General features: G+C 58.5%; 16 protein-coding genes. 10 read left to right on the top strand and 6 right to left on the bottom strand.

Annotation, left to right across the window (positions count from 1 at the left end; genetic code table 11):
* Positions 1-3: 3 nt before the first annotated feature.
* From ABJD00_RS22830 to mdoH, 4 genes are read left to right on the top strand one after another with little or no spacing between them, the layout of a single operon-like run.
* Positions 4-1,350, top strand: coding sequence for a tetratricopeptide repeat protein (locus ABJD00_RS22830; protein ID WP_413829119.1), 1,347 nt, complete (start codon positions 4-6; stop codon positions 1,348-1,350).
* A gap of 46 nt (positions 1,351-1,396) precedes the next feature.
* Positions 1,397-2,653: an OpgC family protein gene (locus ABJD00_RS22825; RefSeq protein ID WP_413829118.1), complete on the top strand. Its 1,257-nt coding sequence runs from the start codon at positions 1,397-1,399 to the stop codon at positions 2,651-2,653.
* The gene (locus ABJD00_RS22820; RefSeq protein WP_413829117.1) at positions 2,653-4,185 is read left to right on the top strand and encodes a glucan biosynthesis protein; all 1,533 of its coding nucleotides are present in this window, start codon (positions 2,653-2,655) and stop codon (positions 4,183-4,185) included. Before ABJD00_RS22825 ends, ABJD00_RS22820 begins: the two co-directional genes overlap by 1 nt.
* Positions 4,182-6,020, top strand: coding sequence for a glucans biosynthesis glucosyltransferase MdoH (mdoH, locus tag ABJD00_RS22815; RefSeq protein ID WP_413829116.1), 1,839 nt, complete (start codon positions 4,182-4,184; stop codon positions 6,018-6,020). Before ABJD00_RS22820 ends, mdoH begins: the two co-directional genes overlap by 4 nt.
* A gap of 137 nt (positions 6,021-6,157) precedes the next feature.
* Here mdoH and ABJD00_RS22810 read toward each other — a convergent pair whose 3' ends face one another.
* From ABJD00_RS22810 to ABJD00_RS22795, 4 genes are all read right to left on the bottom strand, one after another.
* The gene (locus ABJD00_RS22810; protein WP_413829115.1) at positions 6,158-6,652 is read right to left on the bottom strand and encodes a rhodanese-like domain-containing protein; all 495 of its coding nucleotides are present in this window, start codon (positions 6,650-6,652) and stop codon (positions 6,158-6,160) included.
* A gap of 1 nt (position 6,653) precedes the next feature.
* Positions 6,654-7,178 (bottom strand): YHS domain-containing (seleno)protein, encoded by a 525-nt coding sequence (locus ABJD00_RS22805; protein ID WP_413829147.1) that lies wholly within the window; start codon positions 7,176-7,178, stop codon positions 6,654-6,656.
* A 155-nt stretch (positions 7,179-7,333) separates the two neighbouring features.
* Positions 7,334-8,128, bottom strand: coding sequence for an SseB family protein (locus ABJD00_RS22800; RefSeq protein ID WP_413829114.1), 795 nt, complete (start codon positions 8,126-8,128; stop codon positions 7,334-7,336).
* On the bottom strand, positions 8,125-8,715 hold the full coding sequence (locus ABJD00_RS22795) for a uracil-DNA glycosylase family protein (RefSeq protein ID WP_413829113.1): 591 nt from the start codon (positions 8,713-8,715) through the stop codon (positions 8,125-8,127). Before ABJD00_RS22795 ends, ABJD00_RS22800 begins: the two co-directional genes overlap by 4 nt.
* An 87-nt stretch (positions 8,716-8,802) precedes the next feature.
* On the opposite strand from ABJD00_RS22795, the gene ABJD00_RS22790 reads away from it, so the two are divergent.
* From ABJD00_RS22790 to ABJD00_RS22765, 6 genes are all read left to right on the top strand, one after another.
* Positions 8,803-9,147, top strand: coding sequence for an ArsR/SmtB family transcription factor (locus ABJD00_RS22790; protein WP_413829112.1), 345 nt, complete (start codon positions 8,803-8,805; stop codon positions 9,145-9,147).
* Positions 9,140-10,171, top strand: a complete 1,032-nt coding sequence (locus ABJD00_RS22785; protein ID WP_413829111.1) for a permease — start codon at positions 9,140-9,142, stop codon at positions 10,169-10,171. The genes ABJD00_RS22790 and ABJD00_RS22785 overlap by 8 nt, the downstream gene beginning before the upstream one ends.
* A 217-nt stretch (positions 10,172-10,388) precedes the next feature.
* Positions 10,389-11,048: an ABC transporter ATP-binding protein gene (locus tag ABJD00_RS22780; RefSeq protein WP_413829110.1), complete on the top strand. Its 660-nt coding sequence runs from the start codon at positions 10,389-10,391 to the stop codon at positions 11,046-11,048.
* Positions 11,026-12,729: a capsule biosynthesis protein gene (locus tag ABJD00_RS22775; RefSeq protein ID WP_413829109.1), complete on the top strand. Its 1,704-nt coding sequence runs from the start codon at positions 11,026-11,028 to the stop codon at positions 12,727-12,729. Before ABJD00_RS22780 ends, ABJD00_RS22775 begins: the two co-directional genes overlap by 23 nt.
* A 1-nt stretch (position 12,730) precedes the next feature.
* Positions 12,731-13,564 carry a 3-deoxy-8-phosphooctulonate synthase gene (kdsA, locus tag ABJD00_RS22770; RefSeq protein WP_413829108.1) on the top strand — a complete coding sequence of 278 codons (834 nt, stop codon included), beginning with the start codon at positions 12,731-12,733 and terminating at the stop codon, positions 13,562-13,564.
* Between the two features lie 28 nt (positions 13,565-13,592).
* Entirely contained in the window at positions 13,593-15,089 is a 1,497-nt protein-coding gene (locus ABJD00_RS22765; RefSeq protein ID WP_413829107.1) for a phosphomannomutase/phosphoglucomutase, read from the top strand.
* Between the two features lie 40 nt (positions 15,090-15,129).
* Here ABJD00_RS22765 and ABJD00_RS22760 read toward each other — a convergent pair whose 3' ends face one another.
* Positions 15,130-15,516 (bottom strand): nuclear transport factor 2 family protein, encoded by a 387-nt coding sequence (locus tag ABJD00_RS22760; RefSeq protein WP_413829106.1) that lies wholly within the window; start codon positions 15,514-15,516, stop codon positions 15,130-15,132.
* Positions 15,517-15,548: 32 nt separating this feature from the next.
* Entirely contained in the window at positions 15,549-17,489 is a 1,941-nt protein-coding gene (locus tag ABJD00_RS22755; RefSeq protein ID WP_413829105.1) for an AsmA family protein, read from the bottom strand.
* Between the last annotated feature and the right edge of the window lie 103 nt (positions 17,490-17,592).

Below are 17,592 nucleotides of genomic sequence, written 5' to 3'. Positions count from 1 at the left end.
TCTATGATGTACGACATTTGCCAATCCCCCGTCAGTCTGGACGATCCTGCCTTGCTTGAGGAATGGAACGCTCTGATCCGCGCGTTCATGGCACATGGTACTGCAACCCCAACACATCTGGGCGCTGTGCTCAGCGGGGCTCCGAACTTTGCGATGGGACACGCGGCCAAGGGGCTGTTCTCTCTGATGATGGGACGGCGCGAGTTGAACGTAGTGGCGCGCGAGGCTGGGCAGGCGGCCGTGGCGGCATTGGCCGCATCCGGCGGCAGCACCCGCGAACGCCTGTGGGTCCGCGCCCTTGGCGAATGGTTGGACGGACGACCGTCCGGTGCCATTGCTGCAATGGAGCGGATACTGGTTAATCAACCCACTGACACCCTATCCGCCAAAGTCAGTCACGCCATCCGCTTCATCCTTGGCGATGGCGTGGGTATGCGGACATCCATTGAGAACGTGCTGGATGCGCATAAAGGTCACGATCTGGAAGGATACGTGCTTGGCTGCCACGCTTTCACTCTTGAAGAAACGGGCGAGTATGACGCCGCCGAAGCCGCTGGCCTCAAGGGACTAGGGCTGGCCGGTGACGACGCGTGGGGCCTGCACGCCGTGGCCCACGTCTATGACATGACAGCGCGCCCCGACCACGGCATTGCGCTGATCGAAAACAACTGCTCGGCCTGGGATCACTGTAACAACTTCCGCTACCACGTATGGTGGCACAAAGCGCTGCTGCATTTGGACCAGGGTGAGACAGACATCGTGCTGGCGATCTACGACGATCAGGTGCGAAGCGAAAAGACGGATGACTACCGCGACATGGCCAACGCCACATCGTTGCTGATGCGTCTGGAATTGGAGGGTGTCCATGTCGGCGCTCGGTGGGACGAGTTGGCCGATCTGGCCCAAAACCGCACAGACGACGGCTGTCTCGTTTTCGCCGACCTGCATTACATGCTGGCCCTAGGTGCCGCCGGGCGCAGTACCGCCCAAGCCTCTATGACAAACCGGTTTGCCCGCGACGCGGTGCGCAGTGGTGAGATGCCCGCGCGAGTTGCGAACCCGGGTCAGGCTGCTCTTGCAGGTTTAAATGCCTTTTCCGAAGGGCGCTACGAACAAGCCTTCCAAAGCCTCGCCGCGGCGCGTCCCGGCATGCAAACCATCGGGGGAAGCCATGCCCAGCGCGATGTGTTTGAACGGATGACAATCGACGCAGGTCTGCGTGCAGGCCTAGTTGATGCCACTGAAACACTTATCGAAGACCGCATCGCACGCCGCGCAGGCGCGATGGACAGGTTCTCCAGCACTCGCCTTGCCAGCATCCACAATGCACGGCGTATCCCGGCTCAATAATCCGGTGGGTCAAGACAACCTGAGTAAAGAAGACTAAAGAACGGCCATGACGTTTGCCGACCCAACACATACCCAAGCAGCGCCCGCCGCTGCCGCCCCCGCCAATGCGGTTCGGGTGCGTGATATCCGTCTGGATTTTTTCCGCGGGATCGCGATGTTCATCATCCTGTTTGCCCACACGCCGGGCAACTTCATCACGTCGTGGATCCCGGCACGGTTCGGCTTTTCTGACGCCACAGAGATCTTTGTGTTCTGTTCGGGCATGGCTTCGGCCATTGCCTTCGGGGCCACGTTTGATCGGGCCGGATGGGTCTTGGGAACCGCGCGCGTCCTCTATCGCATCTGGCAGGTCTACTGGGCGCATATCGGCCTGTTCTTCGCTACCGCCGCGATGCTCGCTTTTCTCACCGATCTTGAGATCACGACGCGCAACTATTGGGGCCAGTTGAACCTGTGGATGCTGTTTGTCGAAGGTGAGCACTGGAACAATCCGAACATCTTGTTCAGCTTTATGACCCTGCAATGGGTGCCTAATCTGTTCGACATCCTGCCGATGTACATGGTGATCCTCGCCATGATGCCGATCGTCATTGTGCTTGGACGCACCCATTTTGCGCTGCTGGCCATTGCCAGTCTCACCCTGTGGTTTTTTGGCCAACGCGCTTTCATGGAAAGCCTTGGCCTGCCCTACCTCAACTTCACAGCTGAGCCTTGGGTGGGGGATGATGACTGGCAACGGCGCTGGTTCCTCAATCCATTTGGCTGGCAACTGGTATTCTTCACCGGCTTTGCCTTCATGCGTGGATGGATACCCAAGCCTCCAGTAACTCCGGTTCTGATCGGGATTGCCACATTCATCGTGGTCGCGAACGTGCCCCTATCCAACATTGGCGTGCGTGAATTCGGTTTTGACTGGGCCCGTGAATGGCGGATCGAAAACCGTCAGTGGATTTCCAAGACCGATTTTGGGCTGCTGCGCTATGTCCAGTTCCTTGCGCTGGCTTATGTTTGCTGGGTGATTGCCGGGGACAAAGGAAACCGAATTCGTGCCGGCGCAGGGGCGTTTGGGCGTGCATGGAATGTAGTGCTGCAGATCATTCTCAAAGTCGGGCAGCAATCTTTGGCCGTGTTTGTCGTGTCGATCTTTGTTGCGCGGTTCAATGGTTTTGCAATGGACGTTCTGGGTCGGGAGACAGTTACGGTTCTGGCCGTCAACGCGTTTGGCTGCGGCTGCCTGATCCTGACCGCCTATCTGGCTGGGTGGTTCAAGACGACACCCTGGAAACCGAAAGAGGTGCGCTGATGCTACGCCGTGAATTTTTGGCAAGCCTTGCGGCACTCGCCGCAGCACCACGCGCGTCTTGGGCAGAGGATGCAGTTGAACCCGGTCTACAGCTTGGGGACGCGAAACCATTCGCACCAAGTGATGTGGCCGAGATGGCACGCGAGATGGCTTCGCGAGACTACCAGCCTCGTCCCCTGATCCCGGCGGAGTGGCGCAACCTGACGTATGATCAATACCGCAAGATCTGGTTCGACAGTCGCAACGCGCTGTGGGAAGGGTCCGACGCGCCGCAACGGGTCGATGTCTTCCCGCCCGGTCTCTACTTTCCCCAAGCTATCCGCACCTACGTGGTTCAGGGGGATCAAGCCCGCCCGATGGTCTTTGACATGGGCGTTTTCGACACAACTGACAAATTCCCGGATGTGCCGATCGACGAAACGTTGGGCTATTCCGGCCTGCGCCTTCGGGCAGAGTTGCGCCAACCGGGTATCTACGAGGAATACGCAGTCTTTCAGGGCGCAAGCTATTTCCGGGGCATCGGTACAGGCGATATCTATGGTCTCTCTGCACGCGGTCTTGCCCTGAAGACCGGCGACCCGATGGGCGAGGAATTCCCCGACTTCACTCATTTCTGGCTCGAAGAACCGGCACCCGGCGCGGCCAAGATCGTGCTTCATGCCCTGCTCGACAGCCCGTCGTGCACAGGGGCCTATCGATTTGAAATCATGCCGGGCCAGCCTCTGACCATGATGGTCGAGGCCGAAATTTTCGCGCGCAATTCGCTGACCCATGTCGGCATCGCGCCCCTGACGTCGATGTTCCTCTTTGACGACATGGACCGTCAGCGCTTTGACGACTTCCGCCCGGCAGTTCACGACAATGACGGATTGATGATCCACAACGGTGGAGGCGAGGTGATCTGGCGTCCGCTTGCCAATCCCACGACGCTGCAAATCAGCGCCTTTGGGGACAACAACCCGCGTGGCTTTGGCCTGATGCAACGGGCCCGAGAATTCTCGGATTTCAATGACCTCGAAGCCCTCTACCACCGCCGCCCCGGCCTCTGGGTCACTCCGGGCGAAGGCTGGGGGCGCGGCAATGTCCAGTTGGTCGAAATACCGGCGGACCGCGAAATCTACGACAACATTGTCGCCTACTGGCGCCCCTCAGCGGATATCGAACCGGGCACGTCGCACAAGATCACCTATCGCCTCGATTGGGGCAGCGACCCGGCGCCCAAGGCGGCCATGCCTTTGCGGGTGCTGAACACAGCCGCCGGTGGGCGACCTGAAGGTGGACGCATCTTTGCCATCGACTTTGAAGCGGGCGATCACGTACCCGACGATCTGGGTCAGATTGAACGGTTGGTGCGCAGTTCCGCGGGCGAAGTGACCGAAGGGATCATTCAGCGCAACCCCGCCACAGGCGGCCCGCGCCTTGCCTTCACATTTACGCCGGGTGAGGCGATATGGGCCGAATTCCGCGCCCAACTGCGCCTTGATGGCCAGGCCCTGAGCGAAGTGTGGCTTTATCGTTGGACACAGTCGTGAGCCAACACGTGCATATGCCGGCGCGCGCGCCGTTGGCTATGCCGACGCAGAGTTTTTCTGCGGCCCCTGACATGGCCGTCACGGCACCCGTGCAACAGGCACCGCTCTGGCGCATCGCCGTGTTCGCTCCGGCGCTGATTACGACCGCACTGATGGTCTGGGGGCTGTACGGTGTCTTTGCAAGCAGCGGAATGAGCTGGCTGGAATATGTACTCCTCACTCTGATCGGCTTGACCTTCGTTTGGGTGACCTTGGCCGTGTCAACGGTCACGGTTGGTCTGGTCGGTCGGCGTGATCCGGCACGGCAAGCCGCACACGCAACTAGCCTGGACGTTGCCCTCTTGGTGCCTGTGTACAACGAACGCCCGTCTGACGTTTTTGGCAATGCAGCAGCCATGCTGTCAGATCTGGCCCGGCAACGTGGCGGACATCGCTACAGCCTGTTTGTCCTGTCGGACACACGCGATGATACTTTGGCCGCGCAAGAGTTGCACGCCTTCGAAACACTGGCGTATAGCGCGCCATTCCCTGTCCACTATCGTCGTCGCCCCCAAAACACCGACCGGAAAGTCGGCAACCTGCTGGATTGGATCACCGGCTGGGGCGCCGCGTATGAGGCGATGGTTGTTCTGGACGCTGACAGTCTGATGACCGGGCGCGCGATTGACAGGCTGGCTTGCGAAATGGCTGCTGACCCACAAACCGGTTTGATCCAAAGCTGTCCGCAACTGATTGGTGCCGATACACTGTTTGCCCGGATGCAGCAGTTTTCAAACGTGGCTTATGGCTGGCTGCTGGCTGAAGGACTGGCACATTGGGCGCGGACCGAGGGCAATTATTGGGGCCACAACGCGATCATCCGCACCCGTGCCTTTGCAGCCGCTGCTGGCCTGCCGTATCTGCGCAGCGTGACAGGGCGCACGGATCTCATCCTTTCGCACGACTTTGTCGAAGCATCGCTGCTCCGCCGTGCCGGTTGGCGCGTGCGGTTTCTGCCGCGCATCTCAGGCAGCTACGAAGAGACGCCCGGCACGCTGATTGACTACGTAGTGCGCGACAACCGCTGGTGCCGGGGCAACCTGCAACACCTGCGCTTGCTTGCCACCCGGGGCCTGCACCCGATCAGCCGGTTTCACTTGTTTCAGGGCGCGGCCGCCTACCTGATGTCGCCAGCCTGGTTCGTTTTGCTGGCCTTTTGGGCGTTGTTGGGCAGGGATGCCAACACCAACCTGATCACCTATTTCAACGAAGCCAATCCTCTGTTCCCAAACTGGCCTCCGGCGATGACACATATCGACAGTGCGGTCTTTCTGGTGGTGATGTACGCAATGCTTCTGGCTCCAAAAGTTGCCTGCGCGACGCTGATCATGACACAGAACAAAGCGGTCAAGTTGTTTGGCGGTCGGGGCGCGTTCCTGAGAGCTGTGGGGATCGAGCTGGCCCTGTCTGTGGCGTATGCGCCCATAATGATGGTCCAGCAAACCCGCGCAGTTTTGCGCAGCGTGTTTGGGCGCGGCAACGGATGGCAGCCGCAAAAAAGGGACGCGGGCGCCTATCCTTTGGGCAAGCTGATCCAGTTTCACTGGATTGAAACTGCGATAGGAACGCTGTTGCTGGCAGGACTGTTGTCGGGATTAGTTTCCTTGTGGTTGTTGCCGATCATGATCAGTCTGCTGCTCGCAGTTCCCCTTTCAGCTCTCAGCGCAACCGCGGCGCGAGCACTGCGTTTGGACAACCCACTGACACTGCGGGAACCCACAATTGTGGCTCAGGCCCGCGTGGCACGGGCCGGATTGCGCGCACGTATCGAAGTACCTGACATCGCCGCAGAGTAAATTGGTGAAGTACTTTGATGCCATCGCCGTCCGTCCACTTTGATCCGGGCACAAGCCCCGATCTCTGACTGGATTTGTAAGATGGAAGGCAAATCAAGAATGGAGTGCGCACGTTAGCGTGCTCCTTTTGACAACAGCTAGGTCGGGGACCACGCAACCACGGGTAGACCGCGCTTTAACCAGCCGGGACCAGCACCAGAGCCAAGCATGCCTTCAGGCACATCGATTATATTGGTGAACCCCGCAGAGGTCAGCCTCGCCGTCAATCCGCGAGACCGCACCCCCCGTGCACAGATCAGCGCCACAGGCGCATCCTGCCGACCGGCAGTGTGTGCAAGGAGCGCATCGGTAAAGTCGTCGCGTCGCATGTCCAGCGCTACAGCGCCCTCTCCGACTCCGGTACGCTGCCATTCGTCAGGACGGCGGATGTCGACCAGCACAACAGCGCCGGACAACGCAGCCTTGTGTGCATCCTCAACGCGCAAATTGCCGTCGGCTCTGGCATCAGCAGAAATGTTGAACCAGCGCGATGCAAACACCGCACTACCCAAAACAAGGGCCCCTGCTCCAAAGCCAATGGCCCGACGCGAAATGCGCGCCGGGCCTTTGATATCTGACTTCGTTTTGCTCACGTCAGCCCTGCGGCGCAGCGCTGGAAAACTTCGGGATCGTATTTTCCGACGCCGGCTTTGCATCCAAAGAAACCCAGTTGCCTTCTGACAGATCAAGGTTGCCCGGAATGTCTTCTTCCCAGAAACCAACAACAGCTGTGTTGATGTTCAGGAACAACTTGCCATCCACGACGCGCCACAGGTTCGGGTTGCCCGGCACCTTGCCACCTTTGGCCACTCCATAAGCGCAGTGGCCATCATACTGAGGGGCATACTTGGCTGGATCAGCAACAAACGCATCCCGGTTTGCTTCGGTTGAAAACGCAAACGTCGCGCCATTGTAGTCTGCCGTGATGGACGATTTGCCCGGCACGCCAGCAGGCTGGGATTGGCCAACCGGCGATTGTTCCAGACTAAAATAGGCCACAACGTCATATCCCGACACCGCATAGCCGGTCTCGTCCAGATACTGGGGGCCTGCAAAAGCGCTTGTGGCAAAGGTCAGTGCGCTGGCGGCACCAACAACGGCAAGGGTGAAACGGTTCATCATCTTTCAAGTATCCTTTTTGCACGATGGCATCTGGTCATGTTCGGGGCAACAGGTCGCGTTATCTGCCCTGCTGGTGCTACAACTATAGAGGATCGCCAAAGCCCTTATCAGGCCGTCTCGCGCGGATGTGACCGCCTGAAACCCGACCGTGATCAGCGCAGCTTGGGCGGACGGTCCGGGTCTGATCCGGGCGCAATGACTTCGGGACTGCGCGCCGGGGCCGGTTGTGGCAGGTCAAATCGCAGACCTACCCGCGCCAGCCGCTCAGTGATTGGCTCACCCGCGTCGAAAAAGGCAACATCCATCGCGCCTGCCTCGATCCCCGAAAAGGTCAGTGCCTCAGACGCCGCCCGTGCCAGAGCAGGCTCCGCCCCAGGTGCGGCCCCGACAAAAGCCAGCAAATGACCGCGCGCGCCAGACGTATCGGTGCTGCTCACAAGATAGGCCAATTGTGCCAATCCAGTGGCTGTCGCCAGCTTCGTATCAAGCGCAGAGATCAGCACATCCGGCAGGCCTGTCGGTGGTGCAACTTCAGCCAACTGCGCCTCAACTTCGTCCGGGCCATGGCCCAGAGTTTGCGCCAGCCACTTCACCCCGTCTGCATCGAGCAGAAAGGACGAGGGCGCCACACCCATGTTCAACCCCAGCCCAAGGTCCTGTTCAGCAAGCAGCCCCGCGATGACCCGCCCGGACAGCGCCACGTAAGGCACTTCGGCCTCGACAAATGAACTCATCCTTTCAGGCCGGTCAAAAACCAGAACAATAGAGCCGGAGCCCGGATCAAAGACTTGAGGGGTAACCGCATCGCCCTCTGCCTCTGCCTCGTCCTCGAGCAGCAAAAACAATTCTGCATCGCCAAGGCGCTCGAAAAAGCGCAGGCGCAGCGCATCATCGTCCGGCGCGGCGGACATTGCGTTGTGTGCGATATCAAGAGGCGTCTCAGTCATGCCAGCACGTCTTTCACTTGGGCGCGCAGAGAAGGCAGTACATCAACCTCAAACCACGGATTCTTCTTCAGCCACCCGGTATTGCGCCAGGACGGGTGAGGCAAGGGAAAGCTTTGCGGAGCGTATTTGCGCCAGTCCGCAACCGTCTCGGTCACCCCTGCCTTCGCGCCCAAATGCCAGCTTTGAGCATACCCCCCGATCAGCAGAACCAGCGGGACCTCCCCGACATGTGCCATCACCTGATGCCGCCATGTTTGAGCGCAAACTTTGGGCGGCGGCAGGTCTGATCCCTTGGCGTTGTAGCCTGGAAAGCAAAAGGCCATCGGTACAATCGCCAGCTTGTCACGGTCATAGAACGTCTCTGCATCTATTCCCAACCAATCGCGCAACCGATCGCCGGATGGATCAGTAAAGGGACGCCCGCTTTCGTGAACCCGTGCTCCGGGGGCCTGACCGGCCACGAGGATGCGCACGCCGGGGCGAAACCACACAACTGGGCGGGGCTGGTGTTGTGTTTGCGTTGCGGCAAAGCGATCAGCACAGATCGTACAAGCGCCAAGATCAGCTTCTATACTCATACTAAACATCTAAACACTCCAGAGACTTAGGCAAACATTTCGATGTTTGTCGAAATAATGCTTGCAGACCCCCTTCATTTCGACAATTCTAGAAATATGAAAATGGAATCACCCCACCCGCTCGATCTCACCCGCGCCGCCAGTGCATTTGCAGCGCTTGGGTCCGAACAACGTTTGTCCGTTCTGCGAACGCTCGTGCGCGCAGGCCCCGAAGGTCTAAGCATCGGCGACCTTGGAGAGCGGACCGATGTGACGGGTTCGACCCTAACACATCACATGAAAATCTTGTCGACCGCGGGCCTTGTAAAGCAATCGCGTCAGGGCCGTTCGATCATCTGCGCAGCCGTCGCATTTGACGAAGTACAAAGCCTCTCGGCTTTTCTACTAACTGAGTGCTGCGCCGACAGCGTGGATTTCCAAAAGGACGCAAACAATGGCTGATACAACGACCCCAATCCCGCGCACCAACTGGCTGGCGCGCATTGACCGCGTCTGGCTGGCCATTTGCGTCATCGTCCTGCTCGTCGCACTTCTTGACACTGCACAAGTTGACGATGTCCTGATTTTCGCGGCCAAGGCACTGGCGGGCACGATGCCTTTCATCGCCTTTGCCGTACTGGCCATCGCCTATCTCAAAGCGACAGGGGCCGAAAACCTGCTGGCCAAAGCCTTTGAAGGCAACCCCGCGCGCATGATTGTAATGGCAGCTCTGCTGGGCGGCCTTTCTCCGTTCTGTTCGTGCGAAGTCATTCCGTTCATCGCTGCCCTTCTTGCCGTGGGTGCGCCGCTTGGGGCTGTTATGGCGTTCTGGCTTGCCTCGCCTTTGATGGACCCAGCCATGTTTGCGATTACTACAGGTGCAATCAGTATGGAATTTGCACTGGCAAAAACCGTGGCAGCCATCGCGCTAGGCATGTTCGGCGGCTTTGGCACGTTGCTTCTGTCCGGCACGCCCGTCTTCACCAACCCGTTGCGGGACAAACCTGCCGTGGGCGGATGCTGCGGAGTAAAAGCTCCGTTTTCGACCAAGCCAGTATGGAAGTTCTGGGGAGACAGCGACCGTGTGGCCATCTTCCGCAGCGCGGGACTTGAGAACGCCGCCTTCCTGCTGAAATGGCTGACACTGGCCTATGTGATTGAAGGGTTGATGGTCTACTACATGCCTGCTGATCTGATCGCCAACGTGCTTGGTGGGACTGGTATTGGCACCATCATGCTGGGCGCTTTGGTTGGGATGCCAGCGTACCTCAACGGGTATGCGGCGGCTCCACTGATCGGCGATTTGCTGGATCAAGGTATGGCAAGCGGAGCGGCGATGTCCTTCATGATCGCTGGTGGCGTCAGTTCAATCCCAGCAGCAATTGCAGTTTGGGCACTGGTCAAACCAAGGGTATTCGCCGCCTATCTTGGGTTTGCGCTGACCGGTTCCATCCTTGCCGGGTTGGCATGGCAAGTGATCGCCTGATCCTAAGCGTCAAGCGGACGGCGACACTCCGCCGAACCCTTTGAAAAATCATTGTTCGACGCTGCGCAACAGTGCAGCGTCGATCCTGTACATTTAACGTGAACTTCGACATAATATAGCCACGGTTAAGGACGAGGCCGTTAATACACCTCTGATAAGGAGGGATCGCCCCACGCGTACATCTTGGGGCACCACCAGCACACCGCGGAGCAACGGGATGCTAGAGTTTGAAAATGTTTCCAAGTCCTTCTGGACTGGCACACAGCACAAGGTGATCCTTGACCGTGTGTCTTTCCGCGTGGAACTGGGACATTCGCTCGGTGTATTGGCCCCGAACGGCACAGGCAAAACAACTTTGATCAACATGATGGCAGGGTTGGAAAAACCGGATGAGGGGGAAATTCGACGCCTCTGCAACATCTCGTTCCCTCTCGGTTTCATGGGCGGGGTGATCTCCAAGATTTCGGCCCACGAAAATTGCCGCTACATTGCCCGTCTCTATGGGCTTGACCCCGACTATGTCGAAAGCTTTTGCCGCTGGTTGTGCAATCTTGGTGAGTATTTCGACCAACCCATCGGCACCTATTCATCAGGCATGCGTGCGCGGTTTTCGTTTTCGCTGATGCTGGCGCTGGATTTCGACATTTATCTGATCGACGAAGGGATGCCATCCAGCACCGACGTCGAATTCAACCGCAAAGCAGGCGAGGTGCTGCAAGAACGGCTGCGCACCACAACAATAATAATCGTGTCACATCAGGCGCAGACACTGGAAAAGTTCGCGCGTTCGGCTGCTGTCCTTCTGGATGGCAAACTACACATGTTTGACACGCTGGAAGAGGCGAAACGGCTTTATGACTACGAAACCCAAAGCTAGAAAGTTCCGCATCAAACGTGCGGCACCCTCGGCGGAGCAGGCAGATGCTGGCGGCGGTGAACCACAACCCGTGAAAGCCGTGCAACGCGATGCCTCTGCACCGAGAAACAGTGCGCAGCCGGCAGCCGCCCAAACCGCAGCCGCAGCCGCAGCCGCAAGCGAGGCACCTTCAACCAAGCAGGTCGACAGTGCAAACACCATTGATGCCATCCGCCAAGAAGGACTGACAGGTCGCCAGTTGCGCATGGCGCGTCGCGTCGCGCAAAAACACAAGCTGCCAGCCACGTCCGATTTCGACGCAGTACGCCTATTGCGTGCCAAGGGCATCGATCCATTTCAGCGCTCAAACATGCTGGAACTGGTCGTGCCACAGGCCGGTGCCGAACCACATGAGGGTGGCGCCCCGGATGCGTTTGCCAGCTTACCTGCATCTGAAGGGGGTGCAGGTGCTACCAAGGGCCGCGTGCAGCTGCCCCAGACAGTGCCTGTCAGAAAACAGCAACTGCCCTCTACCGAGGTCAGCCCCGCAGACCGTCGTGCGCAGGAAATGTTCAACATCCAGCGCGACATCGCGCGCAGACGGCGCCGCAAAACAGGTCTCCTACTGGTCCGGCTGGCCTTTTTCGTGATGCTGCCCACCTTTCTGGCCGGGTACTATTTTTACGCCATTGCCACGCCGATGTACGCCACTAAATCCGAGTTTCTGATCATCCAGAATGAAGGTTCCGGCGGCGGTGGTGCGTTGGGGGGTCTGTTACCCACTCAGTTCGCGACCAATTCCGACAGCATCGCGGTACAAGGCTTTTTACAGTCCAAGGACGCGATGCTGCGTCTTGATCAGGATGTCGGGTTCAAGTCCCACTTCACCCAGGATTGGATTGATCCAATCCAGCGCCTCAGCGCAGCCCCTACAAACGAAGAGGCCTATAAGGTTTACAAGAAAAATGTAAAAATCGGCTACGACCCGACCGAAGGCATGATCCGTATGGAAGTAGCCGCGGCAGATCCGCAAGTATCGGCGGATTTTTCCCGCCAGTTGATCGAGTATGCGGAACAACGGGTCAACAACCTGTCTCAGCAAAAGCGCGAAGACCAGATGCGCGACGCCCGCGAAGGGTTTGACCGCGCTGAAATCGATCGTCGCGCGGCTCAGGAGTCTCTTGTTCGCTTGCAGATCGAGGGGTCAACGCTGGACCCGGAGGGTGTGATCGCCTCGCTGCGCGCCCAGATTTCGCAACTTGAAACACAGGTGATCGAGAAAGAGATCGAACTGGCGAGCTTGCTCAACAATTCCCGTCCGAACCAAAGCCGGGTCGATGGGGCCCGTGGGACGCTGGAAATCCTCAAGACCCAGTTGAACCTCCTGAATAGCAAGATGACAGATGTTTCGCGGGGCGAGAATTCCCTTGCTGAACTGGCCGCGCGCATTCAGATCGCCCAAGCAGACCTCGCCGCGCGCGATATGATGATGCAGTCGGCGCTGCAAACGATGGAACAGGCCCGGGTCGAGGCATCGCGTCAAGTGCGCTACCTGACGGTTGCTGTTGACCCAATCGCGAGCGAGGAACCTTCCTATCCACGCGCGTTTGAGAACACGATCTTGGCTTTTCTGGTCTTTGCAGGCATCTATCTGATGATCTCCCTAACCGCGTCGATCCTCAGAGAACAAGTGACCAGCTAACATGAAACATGTCCAAGTCGCCGACCTGAACATCGGCAATGACCGCCCCCTGACGGTAATCGCAGGCCCTTGCCAAATTGAAAGCCTAGATCAGGGCCACGAAATCGCCGGCAAAATGCAAGAGGCCTGTAAGGCCGCCGGGGCGCAATACGTATTCAAAGCAAGCTACGACAAAGCCAACCGCACGTCTTTGTCCGGGCAACGCGGCATGGGGATTGAAGCGGGTTTGGCTGCTTTGCAATCGATCAAGGACACGTTCGGTGTGCCGGTGCTGACAGATGTGCACAGCGAAGCACAATGCTCCGTGGCCGCCGAGGTGGCAGACATCATACAGATCCCCGCCTTTTTATGCCGCCAGACTGACATGCTTCTGGCCGCGGGTAACACCGGAGCGGTGGTCAATATCAAGAAGGGTCAGTTTCTTGCACCTTGGGAAATGCCCAACATCATCACTAAGGTTGAAAGCACCGGCAATGACCGCATTCTGCTGACCGAACGCGGCACCTCGTTTGGGTACAACACGCTGGTGGCCGACATGCGCAGCCTGCCTCAGATGGCGAAAACGGGGTATCCAGTGGTGATGGATGCAACCCATTCGGTGCAACAACCTGGTGGGCAAGGTGGCTCGAGCGGGGGGCAGCGTGAATTTGCCCCCGTCATGGCCCGCGCCGCGGTCGCCCTTGGTGTGGCCTGTGTGTTCATCGAGACCCATCCCGACCCAGATAACGCTCCCTCTGACGGACCGAACATGGTGTATCTGGATCAGATGCCGCGCCTTGTCGAAAGCCTGATGCAGTTCGACGCGTTGGCCAAGGCCGATCCTCTTTCGATTTAAATCATTTTTCAAAGCAGAGTACGTTTCGATGACCAAACCCGCACCGATTGTCACCCCCAACACTTGGGAATTTTTGCGCGACCCGATGATCGCGCCAACAGGTTTTCGCGAATACGACGCGCGCTGGAAATACCCGGATGAGATCAACCTACCGGGGATCACTGCCCTTGGGTTAGGCCTCGGCACCCAGATGCACCGCCGCGGGATCAAGCCTGAAATCGCAGTCGCCAACGATTATCGCGACTATTCACTGTCGATCAAAAACGCGCTGATGTTGGGGCTGATGCAGGCTGGCATTCAGGTCAAGGACATCGGTCCAGCTGTGTCCCCGATGGCCTATTTCAGCCAATTTCACCTGAATGTACCCGCCGTCGCAATGGTGACAGCCAGCCACAATCCCAACGGCTGGACAGGCGTCAAGATGGGCTTTGAACGCCCCCTCACTCACGGCCCGAACGAGATGAGCGAGTTGCGGGAGATCGTTCTGAACGGCCGGGGCGAACCGCGTCCACGCGGAGGGTATGAGTTTGTGGACGGCGTGCAAGAGGCCTATCTGCAAGACCTTGTGGGTGATTTCAAAATGACGCGCCCGCTCAAGGTCGTTTGCGCGACCGGCAACGGCACTGCGGCCGCATTTGCACCTGAGTTGTTCCGGCGAATTGGAGTCGAAGTGGTCGAAAGCCACAACACACTCGACTACACCTTTCCTCACTACAATCCCAATCCTGAGGCCATGGAGATGCTGCATGACATGGCCGCCAGCGTGAAAGCGTCAGGTGCGGATTTCGCGCTAGGGTTTGACGGTGATGGCGACCGATGCGGTGTTGTGGATGACGAGGGCGAAGAAATCTTTGCCGACAAGGTTGGCGTCATCATGGCCCGCGATCTGGCCAAGATTTATCCCAATGCAACCTTCGTTGCAGATGTAAAATCCACCGGCCTGTTCGCCTCGGATCCCGAACTGATCAAAAATGGCGTGACCGCGGACTATTGGAAAACCGGACACAGCCATATGAAGCGGCGGGTCAAGGAGCTGGGCGCGCTGGCGGGGTTTGAAAAGTCAGGCCACTATTTCCTCGCTGAGCCCATCGGGCGTGGTTATGACTGCGGAATGCGGGTGGCTGTCGAAATCTGCAAGTTGATGGACAGGAACCCGGATATGAAAATGTCCGACCTGCGCCGTGCCCTACCCAAGACCTATGCCACGCCGACGATGTCGCCCTATGCAGCGGATACTGAGAAATACGACATCCTTGAACGGATCGTTGCGAAGCTGGTTGATCGGCACGAGAACGGTGGATCCATCGGCGGTCGCCTGATCAAAGAAGTGGTGACAGTAAATGGGGCCCGTGTCATCCTGGACAATGGTGGCTGGGGACTGGTTCGTGCATCGTCCAACACACCAAACCTTGTCGTCGTGTGCGAAAGCCCGGAATCTGAAGCCGAGTTGCGCGCAATCTTCAAAGACATCGATGACGTGATCCGCACCGAACCGGGGGTCGGCGACTACGACCAGACGTTTTAAGCAAGGCGGGCGCATGATGCGAGCGCCCTAGTCTGATCTTTCAGAACAGCCCATTTTCGTTCTTGGACTCTCCCGCGATTACCTGCAGCACATCCCAGTGCTCCACCACTTTGCCGTTCTGATCAAAGCGAAAGATATCCATGCCCGCGTAGTCATCACTGCCCGGCCAAGTTTGGTGGCAGTGCAAAACGACCAAGTCGCCTTCAGCGATGGCGCGGACAAAGCGCACTTCCTTGCCCGGATATCCCGCCGCCATCTCCTCGAAATAGGAAATGAATGCTTCCTTGCCGTCCCCGACATGCGGATTGTGCTGGATATAGACATCGCCCACATAGGCCTCGATCGCGGCACGCGGTTCGCATTGGTTGAACATCAGGTCGTAAAACGCGATCGCGTTTGCCTTGTTGGCTTCGGGCGTGGATGGCATCTGGATCTCCGAAAAATTGCGTGTTGGGCGGCCTAATCAAACAGTTTGAGTATCCCTTTCTTCAATTCATCTTCCAGCTTATCTTTGGCCGCCTCTTCGAGGTCCTGACCTTCATCCGTCACATTGAGTTCCTCAGCGACCTTGCTACGCACCGCATCCTCGGCCTGCTGCTCAAGCCGTTCCTTTTCAGCGGAGAGGTTTAGGTCAAGGGCGGCCTCCAGATCCGGGCGAATGCTGATATCGGACCAAGGTCCAACCATGCGGACGGGGATCGCGATTCCGTTCCCGTCGTTGGCCCGGAGCGCCACTGGCGTGAATGTATAATCAATCGTCTGTGCGCCCAGCCCGACCTCTCCTGCACCTTGCGCCTCGTAGTTGCTGAGGCGCAAGAGAAGATCATCGTTGCGCATCACGCCTCCGTCGATCGTCCATGTCGCCGCAAGACTGTCAAACACCGTGGTCCCAGCCCCGGTCGCACCGGAGCGCATCAAACGGTCCAGATCAATGCCAATAATCGTGCCCTGCCCAAACTGGATTTTTCCATTACCAGACAGCGACTTCATGATAGCGTCAACGGACTGTCCTGACCCCAGAAAGGACATCTCGGCATCCGCCGCTCCGGTCAGTCGCTCAATTTGGGCCGCGTCCCGCAATACAGCCTGCATGTCGATCCCAGTGGCCAACAGCTTGCCCCCAACAGACAGGCCCGACCGGTTGTTCATCACAAACTCGCCCGTAAGCTTGCCCGCGTAGGCCGCCACCTCGCGCAACTCAAACACCATGCGGTTGTTGTCATTGCGCACAAGCGCGCGGGTTTGGCCCAGTTTGAACTGGCCAAGGTCAATCGAGTCAGCGCTCAGCGCGATTTGTCCGTTAAAGCTGGCCAATCCACTGGCATCCAAAACATCAGTGGGCCAGCCAGAGCCCGCAGGGGCTGCAGATCCCCCAATTGATGCGCCACCTGCCTTTGTGGCCACACTCAGATCAAGCGCCCCCGCGCTCAGTTGCGCGTTAACCTCCGGGGTTCCGTTCAGCGAGATATCAGCCGCCCCTGCAACTGCGTTGGCCCCCAAGTCCGCAACAACATCGCGCAAAGATAAACGCCGGTCCGATGTCAGGGTCAGGTCCGCGCGCAAGTCAACGGACTGTCCCAGACCTGCGGGTAGTCCGGGTGCCGGCAGGCCAAGAGCAGTTAAGAAGTCATCCGTGTTTGGCATGTCCAGCGTCAGTTGCCCGGCGACGTCACCCGCTGTGCTGCCCCGCCCAACGAGCGCGAGTGATCCGCCCCCGGCCGTGACAGTGGCGGTAACAGATTGAACCTGCCCAGTGATGAAGCCCGCAAACCCGCCAATTGTCGCCCGCACGTCCACATCTGCCCTTGCCGGGCTGAGCGTGGCCGCAAGTTCGGCCGCACCCAGCCGTTCGGGCCAAGTCAGCGTAAGATCAACGTTTGCGAAGGACACAAGGTCAGACCCTTCGGCGTCATAAATCAACGTCGCATCGCTGACGGACAGGTTCTCGATCCACACCGCTTGCGGGGTGCGGGTGTCTGGTGCGACTTCGGTTTCGATCTGTGCTGCGCCACTGGCGTCTGTAAAAACCCAGCTCGCTCGGCCATCCGCGCGGCTTTCCAGTCTTATGGTTGGGCGCGTGGCTTCGATATTGGTGATCCGGATTTCACGATTTAGCAGGGCCATCACATCCACACCGATGGCTGCGTTTTCAGCGGTCAGCATTGGCCCCTGTTCGGACCAATCAGCATTGTCGACCTCAAGCCCGCCGACGCTGACCCCCAGAACTGGCCACAAGGTCATAGACACATCACCCGTGATGCGAACATCCCGCCCCGTGGCGTTGCGCATCTGATCCGTCGCCAGCCGCGCGATGCGATCGGCGGGTAAGAAAAGCGGGGAAACCCCAGCCACAAGGACAAGCACAACGAAGAACCCGATGAGCCGTGCGATCCATTTCATAGGCCTGCTCCGTTCTTGTGACGTGGTTGAAATCAGCCTAACGCAGGGCCGCTACCCACCCCAACCCTTTTCGCCGCAGATGTGATCGCATAAGAGGCAGGGT

The organism is Tateyamaria sp., from assembly GCF_039945315.1.
In the GTDB taxonomy this organism is placed as follows: domain Bacteria; phylum Pseudomonadota; class Alphaproteobacteria; order Rhodobacterales; family Rhodobacteraceae; genus Tateyamaria.
The sequence above is the reverse complement of the archived record's forward strand: the minus strand, read 5'-3'. Positions and strand labels throughout refer to the sequence as shown.